General features: G+C 60.5%; 11 protein-coding genes and 1 pseudogene. 8 read left to right on the top strand and 4 right to left on the bottom strand.

Annotated features, from left to right (window positions below):
• Positions 1 to 66, bottom strand: a pseudogene (locus tag ACIP1X_RS20315) (transcriptional regulator NrdR); the annotation flags it as partial.
• Between the two features lie 128 nt (positions 67 to 194).
• On the opposite strand from ACIP1X_RS20315, the gene ACIP1X_RS20310 reads away from it, so the two are divergent.
• The 3 genes from ACIP1X_RS20310 (at position 195) to trxA (ending at position 2,344) form a co-directional block, all read left to right on the top strand.
• Positions 195 to 659, top strand: coding sequence for a YbaY family lipoprotein (locus ACIP1X_RS20310; protein ID WP_053124259.1), 465 nt, complete (start codon positions 195 to 197; stop codon positions 657 to 659).
• Positions 656 to 1,309 (top strand): class I SAM-dependent methyltransferase, encoded by a 654-nt coding sequence (locus tag ACIP1X_RS20305; protein ID WP_400754616.1) that lies wholly within the window; start codon positions 656 to 658, stop codon positions 1,307 to 1,309. Before ACIP1X_RS20310 ends, ACIP1X_RS20305 begins: the two co-directional genes overlap by 4 nt.
• Positions 1,310 to 1,471: 162 nt before the next feature.
• The gene (trxA, locus tag ACIP1X_RS20300) at positions 1,472 to 2,344 is read left to right on the top strand and encodes a thioredoxin (RefSeq protein ID WP_212551344.1); all 873 of its coding nucleotides are present in this window, start codon (positions 1,472 to 1,474) and stop codon (positions 2,342 to 2,344) included.
• A gap of 113 nt (positions 2,345 to 2,457) precedes the next feature.
• Here the strand turns inward: trxA and ACIP1X_RS20295 are convergent, their stop codons facing one another.
• Positions 2,458 to 2,817 carry a hypothetical protein gene (locus tag ACIP1X_RS20295; protein ID WP_400754614.1) on the bottom strand — a complete coding sequence of 120 codons (360 nt, stop codon included), beginning with the start codon at positions 2,815 to 2,817 and terminating at the stop codon, positions 2,458 to 2,460.
• A gap of 134 nt (positions 2,818 to 2,951) precedes the next feature.
• Between ACIP1X_RS20295 and ACIP1X_RS20290 the strand changes: the two genes are divergently transcribed.
• The 5 genes from ACIP1X_RS20290 (at position 2,952) to ACIP1X_RS20270 (ending at position 7,108) form a co-directional block, all read left to right on the top strand.
• Positions 2,952 to 3,545, top strand: coding sequence for a DUF2796 domain-containing protein (locus ACIP1X_RS20290; protein WP_053124266.1), 594 nt, complete (start codon positions 2,952 to 2,954; stop codon positions 3,543 to 3,545).
• A gap of 133 nt (positions 3,546 to 3,678) precedes the next feature.
• Complete coding sequence (locus ACIP1X_RS20285; RefSeq protein ID WP_053124268.1) at positions 3,679 to 4,389, top strand: ABC transporter ATP-binding protein; 711 nt, start codon at positions 3,679 to 3,681, stop codon at positions 4,387 to 4,389.
• Position 4,390: 1 nt separating this feature from the next.
• Positions 4,391 to 5,656, top strand: coding sequence for an ABC transporter permease (locus ACIP1X_RS20280; RefSeq protein WP_400754612.1), 1,266 nt, complete (start codon positions 4,391 to 4,393; stop codon positions 5,654 to 5,656).
• A gap of 11 nt (positions 5,657 to 5,667) precedes the next feature.
• Positions 5,668 to 6,186 carry a DUF3299 domain-containing protein gene (locus ACIP1X_RS20275; protein WP_400754609.1) on the top strand — a complete coding sequence of 173 codons (519 nt, stop codon included), beginning with the start codon at positions 5,668 to 5,670 and terminating at the stop codon, positions 6,184 to 6,186.
• A gap of 223 nt (positions 6,187 to 6,409) precedes the next feature.
• Positions 6,410 to 7,108 carry an OmpW family protein gene (locus ACIP1X_RS20270; protein ID WP_053124272.1) on the top strand — a complete coding sequence of 233 codons (699 nt, stop codon included), beginning with the start codon at positions 6,410 to 6,412 and terminating at the stop codon, positions 7,106 to 7,108.
• Positions 7,109 to 7,568: 460 nt separating this feature from the next.
• Here ACIP1X_RS20270 and ACIP1X_RS20265 read toward each other — a convergent pair whose 3' ends face one another.
• Together ACIP1X_RS20265 and ACIP1X_RS20260 are read right to left on the bottom strand one after the other, a co-directional pair.
• Complete coding sequence (locus ACIP1X_RS20265; protein ID WP_400754607.1) at positions 7,569 to 8,501, bottom strand: NAD-dependent epimerase/dehydratase family protein; 933 nt, start codon at positions 8,499 to 8,501, stop codon at positions 7,569 to 7,571.
• Positions 8,494 to 9,378 (bottom strand): sugar nucleotide-binding protein, encoded by an 885-nt coding sequence (locus ACIP1X_RS20260; protein ID WP_201231465.1) that lies wholly within the window; start codon positions 9,376 to 9,378, stop codon positions 8,494 to 8,496. The genes ACIP1X_RS20265 and ACIP1X_RS20260 overlap by 8 nt, the downstream gene beginning before the upstream one ends.
• Between the last annotated feature and the right edge of the window lie 96 nt (positions 9,379 to 9,474).

Here is a 9,474-nt window from a genome sequence, read left to right as displayed (position 1 = left end):
GCCCTCGGCGACCAGACGCGAGTCGATGACCTTGGTGTCGTTGGCACCGCAGAAGGGACAGTGCATGGTGGCTGGCAACAAAAAAAGGGAGGGCCATGGTAGCGCATCCCGGTGGCAAGACAAGCCATAGGGTTTGCGGTATACAGAACGGCATGATCGTTTGATCCATGGATTTCATTTTGCCGGAGCCTCCAATGCCGTTACGTCCGCTCGTTTTGCTCAGTCTTTTCAGCCTGCTGGTGGCCTGTGGCAGCGATGCACCCAAGCCGCAGCCGCCGACTCCGGGGCCGGCGCCACAACAGGCGCAGAAAAAAGCCAAAGAGGCTGCCGAGCTCGGCCCGCTGCCGGCTTATCAACGTGAACTGAGTGGCACCCTGCAAGGCGTGCCGGCTGGCGCCGAAGTCGAACTGGCGTTGCTGGTGATCGATGAGAAGGATCGCCCGCAACAATTGCTCGCCAGTTCCAGCCTGATCGGCAACAACCAGATCCTGCCGTTCCGCCTGCGCTTCAACCCGGACGCCTTCCCGGCCGGTGCGCGGGTTGAGCTGCGTGGCCGCGCCAGCCAGTCCGGCCAGTTGATCCTGCATTTGCCTTCGCAAACCATCAGCCAGCCGACCACTCAAGCGTTGGGCCAGCTGCAATTTGTCAAAGCACCATGACGGCACCGCTCGACCTGCAACTAGCGTTAGGTGAATTGCTCGGCGACGCCAGACTCAAGGTCTGCGCGTTGCCCGACACTGATTTACAGCTATGGCTGATCGACGGCGACAACATGGATCGCCAATTCAGCCAGGAAGAAATCCAGCGAATTCTGCACGAGCCGCCCTACTGGGGATTCTGCTGGGCCAGCGGTCTGGCGGTGGCGCGTTATCTGGCGGAGTTTCCCGAGTGGGTGCGCGGTAAACGCGTGCTGGATTTCGGCGCTGGCTCGGGGATTGCCGGGATTGCGGCGGTTAAGGCTGGAGCGCTTGAGGTGGTGGCGTGCGATGTCGATCCACTGGCGATTTCCGCCTGCCGGGCGAACGCCGCGTTGAATGATGTCGAGATGGGTTATTCGACGGATTTCTTTGCCGAGGCCGACCGCTTTGATCTGATTCTGGTGGCGGACGTGTTGTATGACCGGGCGAATCTGCCGTTGCTCGATGCGTTTTTGAGCCGTGGCCGTGAGGCGTTGGTAGCGGATTCGCGGGTGCGGGATTTTCGCCATCCGTTGTATCAGCGCATTGAAATGCTTGAGGCGATGACGTTGCCGGATCTCGCGGAGCCTGAGGAATTTCGGCATGTCAGCCTTTACCATGCGCGGCGTTAGTTAAGAGCTTCGCGAGCAAGCCCGCTCCCACATTTGGAATGCGTTCCCCTGTGGGAGCGAGCCTGCTCGCGAAGGCGTCCTGCCAGACAACACATCTCTGCCTTCCGGCCACCCCCCGCCAAGCCGTATAGTTGCCCCATCCACGCTTTGACGAGATCCCCCATGAGTGAGCAAACGCCGTACATCTTCGACGCCACGACGGCCGATTTCGACCAGTCGGTGATCGAGGCTTCTTTCAGCAAACCGGTGCTGGTGGATTTCTGGGCCGAATGGTGTGCGCCGTGCAAGGCGCTGATGCCGATGCTGCAAACCATTGCCGAGAGCTATCAGGGCGAGTTGCTGCTGGCCAAGGTCAACTGCGACATCGAGCAGGACATCGTCGCCCGTTTCGGCATTCGCAGCCTGCCGACCGTCGTGCTGTTCAAGGACGGTCAACCGGTCGACGGTTTTGCCGGTGCGCAACCGGAATCCGCCGTGCGTGCCCTGCTTGAGCCGCATGTGCAGATGCCACCGCCGGCCGAAGCCGATCCATTCGAACAGGCTCAAGCGTTGTTCGATGACGGCCGTTATGCCGATGCCGAAGCGGCGCTGGTGGTGATGCTCAATGAAGACAACACCAACGCCAAAGCGCTGATTCTCTATGCGCGCTGCCTGACTGAACGCGGTGAGCTGGGCGAAGCGCAGACCGTGCTGGATGCGGTCAAAAGCGACGAGCACAAAGCCGCGCTGGCCGGGGCCAAGGCGCAGATCAAGTTCCTTGGTCTGGCGCGTGATCTGCCGGATACGGCTGACTTGAAAGCCCGTTTGGCGAAAGATCCGCAGGACGATGAGGCGGTGTATCAACTGGCGATCCAGCAACTGGCGCGTCAACAGTACGAAGCCGCGCTGGAGGCGATGCTCAAGCTGTTTATCCGCAATCGCAATTATGCCGAAGGGTTGCCGCACAAGACGTTGCTGCAGGTGTTTGAGTTGCTGGGCAATGATCATCCGCTGGTCAGCGTTTACCGCCGGAAGATGTTTGCTGCGCTTTATTAAAATCAAAAGATCGCAGCCTTCGGCAGCTCCTACATTGGGATCGTGTTCACCGCGCATTTTGCGGATGAACGCTGAACCTGTAGGAGCTGCCGCAGGCTGCGATCTTTTGCGATTCACTCGATCCAGCTGTAAAGCGGCGTATCCCCGCCACTCACCACTTTCACGTCCGAACTGTGGCGCAAACGCACCAGCAAGCGCTTGCCCGCCACCGCGCTGCCAGTCAGCCCTTCAAGCTGTTCAAGCAGATCCGGTCCGCTGAGTTGCCCGGCCTTGCGCAACAGATCCCGCGCCACCTGCCACAACGCATCATCCTGATTCAGCGGTTTCACCACTGGCGCCGACGTGGCCACTTCAGGCTGCGCCGTCTGCACTTGCCCATTCAGGGCCGAGCCGAGCCGTGCCCAGTCGCTGTCATCCAGTTCCACCGTCAAATCCACCGGCAGGTCACCGACGGTTCCGCGTATCCGCAACATTGAGTTCGCTCCTGCACTTTTCTGACCTGCATGCTCCCACGGGACTTGTGCAACGCCAAGCGCACGGGCAAACTCTGCGGACTTTCGTTATAAGATTACATAACAAACTCTTCACTTTACTCCCGGAGTTCGCCATGCGCCGTCTGCTGCTCGCTTTGCCGTTTGCCCTGTTGCCGCTGGCCGTCGCCCATGCTGCCGATGAGCACGACCACGATCATGAACACGGCAGCCTCGGCGCACATGAGCACGGTGTCGGTCGCTTGAACGCCGCGCTCGACGGTCAGATGCTGGAGCTGGAGCTGGAAAGCCCGGCGATGAACCTCGTGGGTTTCGAACACCTCGCGACCACGGATGCCGATAAAGCCAAAGTCGCCGCCGCCCGTGCGCAGCTGGAAAAACCATTGGCGCTGTTCAGTCTGCCAGCCGCTGCCGGTTGCAAAGTCGTCGGTCAGGAACTCGAGAGTCCGTTGTTTGGCGACAAACCGGATGCCGACGATCATGACGAAGATGAAGCGGACAAGGACGGTCACGAACATCACCACGACCACAGCGAAATCCACGCGCACTACCAGATCAAGTGCGCAACGCCCGGCGCGTTGAAGACACTGGATCTGGCGAACATCTTCAATACCTTCCCGGCGACGCAGAAAATTCAGGTACAACTGATCAGCGCGAGCGGCCAGCAAGGTGCTGAAGTGACGGCCAAGGCTGCCTCCCTGAAATTCTGATCACACCGAAAATCCCCCTGTAGGAGCTGCCGAAGGCTGCGATCTTTTGATCTTGCTTTAAGAAGATCAGGATCAAAAGATCGCAGCCTTCGGCAGCTCCTACAGGGCTATGAAAACTCATGAAATTGGTGCCATGACCCAAGCACTCATCGAACTGTCCGACCTGGGCTTCAGTTGGCCCGGTCACCCGCCGCTGCTGGACATCCCGGCGTTTCGTCTGGAACCGGGCGAAACCCTGTTTCTCAAAGGCCCGAGCGGCAGCGGCAAGACCACCCTGCTCGGCCTGCTCGGCGGTGTGCAGAAACCGGATCGCGGCAGCATTCGTCTGCTCGGCCAGGAACTGACCGAACTCTCTGCCGGCGCCCGCGACACCTTCCGCGTCGATCACACCGGCTACATTTTTCAGCAGTTCAACTTGCTGCCGTTTCTCTCGGTGCGCGAGAACGTTGAGCTGCCATGCCACTTCTCCAAACTGCGTGCGCAACGGGCGAAACAGCGTCACGGCAGCGTCGATCAAGCCGCCGCCACCCTGCTCGCCCACTTGGGTTTGAAGGATGAAAGCATTCTCAGCCGTCGCGCGGATTCGCTGTCGATCGGTCAGCAACAACGCGTGGCCGCCGCGCGTGCCTTGATCGGCCAGCCCGAACTGGTTATCGCCGACGAACCGACCTCGGCGCTGGATTACGACGCCCGGGAAAACTTCATTCGCCTGTTGTTCGCCGAGTGCCGCGAAGCCGGATCGAGTCTGCTGTTCGTCAGCCACGATCAGAGCCTGGCGCCGTTGTTCGACCGTCACCTGTCCCTGGCCGAACTCAATCGCGCCGCCACGTCTGCCGAGGTCTGAGATGTATTTGTTTCGTCTGGCCATGGCCAGCCTGGCCAACCGCCGCTTTACCGCTTTGCTCACGGCTTTCGCCATCGCCCTGTCGGTCTGTCTATTGCTCGCCGTTGAACGGGTGCGCACCGAAGCCAAAGCCAGTTTCGCCAGCACCATCAGCGGCACCGACCTGATCGTCGGCGCGCGCTCGGGTTCGGTGAATCTGTTGCTGTACTCGGTGTTCCGCATCGGCAACGCGACCAACAACATTCGCTGGGACAGCTTCGAACACTTCGCCAACAACCCGAAAGTGAAGTGGGCGATCCCGATGTCCCTCGGCGATTCCCATCGCGGCTACCGCGTGATGGGCACCACTGAAGCGTATTTCGAGCACTACCAGTACGGGCGCCAGCAGCATCTGCAACTGGCCGACGGTCGTGCGTTTGCCACCGATCCGTTTGAAGTGGTGCTCGGTGCTGAAGTCGCCGACGCGTTGCATTACAAACTCGGCGACCAACTGGTGCTGGCCCACGGTGTGGCGGCGATCAGTCTGGTCAAACACGACGACAAACCGTTCACCGTGGTCGGCATTCTCAAGCGCACCGGCACGCCGGTCGATCGCACGTTGCACATCAGCCTCGGTGGCATGGAGGCGATTCACATCGACTGGCACAACGGCGTGCCGGCGCGTGGCAACGGGCGGATCACGGCGGATCAGGCGCGCAACATGGACCTGACGCCGCAAGCGATCACCGCGTTCATGCTCGGTCTCAACAGCAAAATTTCCACTTTTGCGCTGCAACGCGAGATCAACGAATTCCGTGGTGAGCCGATGCTGGCGATCCTGCCGGGCGTGGCGTTGCAGGAGTTGTGGAGCCTGATGAGCACCGCTGAAAAAGCCTTGTTCGTGGTTTCGCTGTTCGTCGTGCTGACCGGTTTGATCGGCATGCTCACGGCGATTCTCACCAGCCTCAACGAACGTCGCCGCGAGATGGCGATTCTGCGTTCGGTCGGTGCGCGGCCGTGGCACATCGCGAGTCTGCTGGTGCTGGAAGCGTTCGCTCTGGCGCTGACCGGGGTGATCGCCGGCGTTGCGTTGCTGTACATCGGCATCGCCGCTGCGCAGGGTTACGTGCAGGCCAATTACGGTCTGTTTCTGCCGCTGGCGTGGCCGAGCGAGTATGAATGGACGCTGCTCGGTGGCATTCTGGCGGCCGCGCTGCTGATGGGCAGCGTGCCGGCCTGGCGCGCTTATCGCCAATCTTTGGCCGATGGCCTGTCGATCCGTTTATGAGGATGTTCACCATGCCCCGCGCCTTGCTTGCGCTGCTGTTGCTGGTTGCCCTGCCCGTGTGGGCCGCGGCGCCGAAAGACCTGACATGGTCGGAAATGATCCCGCCGGACGCCGCGCCGGAAGTGCCGAACATGACCCCGCTGCACGACCTGTCGAAAATGAGCGATGCGCTGTCGGCGGAGTCGGCGCCAGCGGCGAAGCAGGATCTGCCGAATGCGCCGGTGGTGCAGGCGCTCGATGGCCAGAACATTCGGTTGCCGGGCTATATCGTGCCGCTGGAAGTCAATGAAGAGGGGCGCACCACGGACTTCTTGCTGGTGCCGTATTTCGGCGCGTGCATCCATGTGCCGCCACCGCCGTCGAACCAGATCGTGCATGTGAAAAGCGAGTTGGGTGTGAAGCTGGATGAGCTGTATCAGCCGTACTGGATCGAGGGGCCGTTGCAGGTCAAAGCGTCGAGCAGCGAGCTGGCGGATGCCGGGTATCAGATGGAGGCGGACAAGATTTATGTGTATGAGCTGCCGGAGTAAATCCCGGTAGTTTTGTGTTGTCTGTAAAGGCCCCTTCGCGAGCAAGCCCGCTCCCACATTTGGAATGAGTTCCCCTGTGGGAGCGGGCTTGCTCGCGAAGGGGCCGGCAAAGGTTCCACAAAACCCCGGGACTTCACTGTTTCATTGAGCTGCGTCAAAAGACCGTATCAGTTGGCTTCGTACCATAGGACATCAGAAATTTTTAACGTCCTTTGGAGCCCCCATGAACAAGTCCTTGCTCAGCGCTTCGTTGTTTGCCCTCGCGCTCGCAGCCCCGCTCGCCCACGCCCACGATGCCGGTGACATCATCGTTCGCGCCGGTGCAATCACCGTCAACCCGAAGGCCGACAGCTCCAGCGTCAAGGTCGATCAGGGTCCGCTGAGCGGCGCCAACCTGGGCGGCAAGGCGACCATGAGCAGCGACACTCAATTGGGTCTCAACTTCGCTTACATGATCACCAACAACATCGGTATCGAGTTGCTGGCGGCCTCGCCGTTCGAACATGACGTGAAGCTGAAAAACACTGCTCTGCCGGCGGCCAACGGCAAACTCGGCACCCTGAAACACCTGCCGCCGACCCTTAGCGTCGTCTACTACCCGCTGGATTCGAAGTCGGCCTTCCAACCGTATGTGGGCGGCGGCATCAACTACACCTGGATCTATGACGAGCACGTCGGCAGCGAAGCGCAGACTGCAGGTTTCAGCAACTTCAAGGCGAAAAACTCTTGGGGGCTGGCGTGGCAGGTCGGTGCCGATTACATGCTGACTGACAAGGTGATGATCAACGCCCAGGTGCGTTATATCGACATCGATACTCGCGCGACAGTGGAGAACAACGCAGTGGCGCCGGGCACTCGGGCACGGGTGAATGTGGATGTCGACCCGTTTGTGTACATGGTGGGGTTGGGTTACAAGTTCTAAGGAACATTCGCGTGGTGGTGGATGAGGCTTGGTGGTGGGCAGACTTGAATCTGAAGGCGACTGCCAGTTAGTTGATCGGGGGATAAATCCCCTCGCCACAAGGGATAGCGGTACATTCCGGCCGTGAAAAAGGCGCCTGTTGAAGGGCGCCTTTTTCATGTCTGCTGGAATTGTTGGGTGGCTGAAATCCAACCCCCTCACCCCAGCCCTCTCCCTCAGGGAGAGGGGGAAAGGGAGCCGATCTTCATGTTTTTCAAAACCTGAATTCGACTCGGTATCTCACGTCGGCGTAACTCGACCATCCACCGCGATCAGTCCTTCAAGAAGAAGGAAGAGAGAGCAGATTTGTGTGCTGTTCAAAACCTGAGTTCGACTCGGTATCTCACGTCGGCGTAACTCGACCATCCACCCCGGTCAGTCCCCTCTCCCTCCGGGAGAGGGCTAGGGTGAGGGGCTCTTCTCAGGAACGCCCCAACAACCGCGCCAACCCCACGCTCATCGGCGTCTGCGGTGACAGCTTAAACCGCGCCAGCAAGCGCTGATTATTCGCCCGCGAATGCCGAATATCCCCCGACCGCGCCGGCCCGTAGCTAATCGGCGGCAACTCCCCCACCACCGTCTGCAACGCCGCGAGCATTTGCTTGAGGTTCATCGACTGATTCCAGCCAACATTCACCGCGCCGGCTTCCACTTCAGGCTTTTCAATCGCCTGCACCAGCACGTCGACCAGATCCTCGACATAAAGGAAATCCCGCGTCTGCTCACCGTCACCAAACACGGTGATCGGCAACCCTTTCTGCGCGCGTTCGCTGAAGATGCTGATCACCCCGGAGTACGGCGAGGACGGATCCTGGCGTGGGCCGAAGATGTTGAAGAAGCGGAAAATCGCCGGTTCCAGACCGTGCTGGCGACGATAGAAATCGAAGTAATGCTCACCGGCCAATTTGTCCGAGGCATACGGTGTCAGCGGTGCTTTCGGTGTGTCTTCATCAATCGACTCACCCTCACCATTGTTGCCGTACACCGCCGCGCTGGAGGCGAACAGCACACGTTTAACCCCGGCCTGACGCATGGCTTCGCAGACATTCAGCGTGCCGATGAAATTGCTCTGATGCGTCTTCACCGGATCATCCACCGAAGCCTGCACCGAGGCCACAGCCGCCAGGTGCGCCACGGCGCTGCAACCCTGCATCGTTTGAGCGACCAGCGACGCATCGGCAACATCGCCAACAACCAGTTCAACCTTGGGATTGTCCAGCGGCAGGTTGGCGCGTTTACCGGTCGACAGGTCATCGAGAATGCGCACCGAATGGCCCTTGGCGAGCAACGCGTCAGTCAGGTGCGAGCCGATGAAACCGGCGCCGCCGGTGATTAAAACAGGGCCTTCAGCCATGACGATAAAACCTATCCAGTAAAGCCGGGAGCGCGGCACGCCAGGCGCGCGGCTTGATCCCGAAAGTGTGCAGAATTTTCTTGCAGGCCAGCACCGCGTGTTGCGGTTCTTCGGCAGCGTCCGGGCGCGCGGCGTGAGCCTGAGCGGTCGGCGCTTCGATGGCCAGGGCGTGCAGGCTGCGCGCTTCGGTCAGAATCGCCTGACCCAGCGCCAGCGGCGTGGTCGCCTCGTGGCCGGCGTAATGATAAGTGCCCCACAGCGGCGCCGCGCAATCGAGTTGCTTGAGCACCGAGATGATCACCCGCGCAGCGTCGTCGACCGGGGTCGGATTGCCACGGCGATCATCGGCCAGCAGCAATTCTTCCGGTTGCTCGGCGCGGGCGAGGAAACGCCCGAGGGTGCCGTCGGCGCTGTCATCGAGCAGCCAGCCGAAACGCAGCAACACATGCTGCGGGCAAGTCGCGCGAACGCTCTGCTCAATGCGCCACAGCGCCTGACCGCGCAGGCCCAGCGGCACTGGTTCGTCTTTTTCGCTGTAAGCGGTGGCGCGCGAGCCGTCGAACACCCGATAACTGGAGGGCTGCACGAGGACGATGTTGTGGTGCTGGCACAATTCGGCCAGACGCTCGATCGCGCGTTCCTGCCCGGCCATACGGCTTTCGCTGACCGTTTCGGCCTGGAACCAGTCGAAATAGTAGGCGAGGTTGATCAACGCATCGGGACGGGTGTCGTCGAGCAATTGGGTCAGGCTCGCGGCATCCCAGCCGTTTTCGGGCGGGCGGGGGGCGAGGAAACCGATGTCTTCCTCCGCACCGAGGCGAATCAGCGCCTGCCCAAGGGCATTTCCGCCGCCCAGTAACATAAGGCGCATTCGCATAGAGTCAGCAGGCCCAGTCTGATTGGAACGATGGCTTGAGCGACGGATCTTGTGGAAGCGTCGCCGATAATTGCCGGAATCGTTGCATTTTGCGGG

This window comes from Pseudomonas sp. NPDC088885, assembly GCF_044750025.1.
Taxonomy (GTDB): Bacteria; Pseudomonadota; Gammaproteobacteria; order Pseudomonadales; family Pseudomonadaceae; genus Aquipseudomonas; species Aquipseudomonas rustica.
Note: the sequence above shows the minus strand (reverse complement) of the source record. Positions and strands in the feature narration are given on the sequence as shown.

What these genes read in the sequence shown, in the direction of transcription:
- ACIP1X_RS20310 (WP_053124259.1), top strand. Translation starts at nt 195, where the DNA reads ATGCCGTTACGTCCGCTCGTTTTGCTCAGTCTTTTCAGCCTGCTGGTG.
- ACIP1X_RS20305 (WP_400754616.1), top strand. Translation starts at nt 656, where the DNA reads ATGACGGCACCGCTCGACCTGCAACTAGCGTTAGGTGAATTGCTCGGC.
- trxA (WP_212551344.1), top strand. Translation starts at nt 1,472, where the DNA reads ATGAGTGAGCAAACGCCGTACATCTTCGACGCCACGACGGCCGATTTC.
- ACIP1X_RS20295 (WP_400754614.1), bottom strand. Translation starts at nt 2,817, where the DNA reads ATGTTGCGGATACGCGGAACCGTCGGTGACCTGCCGGTGGATTTGACG.
- ACIP1X_RS20290 (WP_053124266.1), top strand. Translation starts at nt 2,952, where the DNA reads ATGCGCCGTCTGCTGCTCGCTTTGCCGTTTGCCCTGTTGCCGCTGGCC.
- ACIP1X_RS20285 (WP_053124268.1), top strand. Translation starts at nt 3,679, where the DNA reads ATGACCCAAGCACTCATCGAACTGTCCGACCTGGGCTTCAGTTGGCCC.
- ACIP1X_RS20280 (WP_400754612.1), top strand. Translation starts at nt 4,391, where the DNA reads ATGTATTTGTTTCGTCTGGCCATGGCCAGCCTGGCCAACCGCCGCTTT.
- ACIP1X_RS20275 (WP_400754609.1), top strand. Translation starts at nt 5,668, where the DNA reads ATGCCCCGCGCCTTGCTTGCGCTGCTGTTGCTGGTTGCCCTGCCCGTG.
- ACIP1X_RS20270 (WP_053124272.1), top strand. Translation starts at nt 6,410, where the DNA reads ATGAACAAGTCCTTGCTCAGCGCTTCGTTGTTTGCCCTCGCGCTCGCA.
- ACIP1X_RS20265 (WP_400754607.1), bottom strand. Translation starts at nt 8,501, where the DNA reads ATGGCTGAAGGCCCTGTTTTAATCACCGGCGGCGCCGGTTTCATCGGC.
- ACIP1X_RS20260 (WP_201231465.1), bottom strand. Translation starts at nt 9,378, where the DNA reads ATGCGAATGCGCCTTATGTTACTGGGCGGCGGAAATGCCCTTGGGCAG.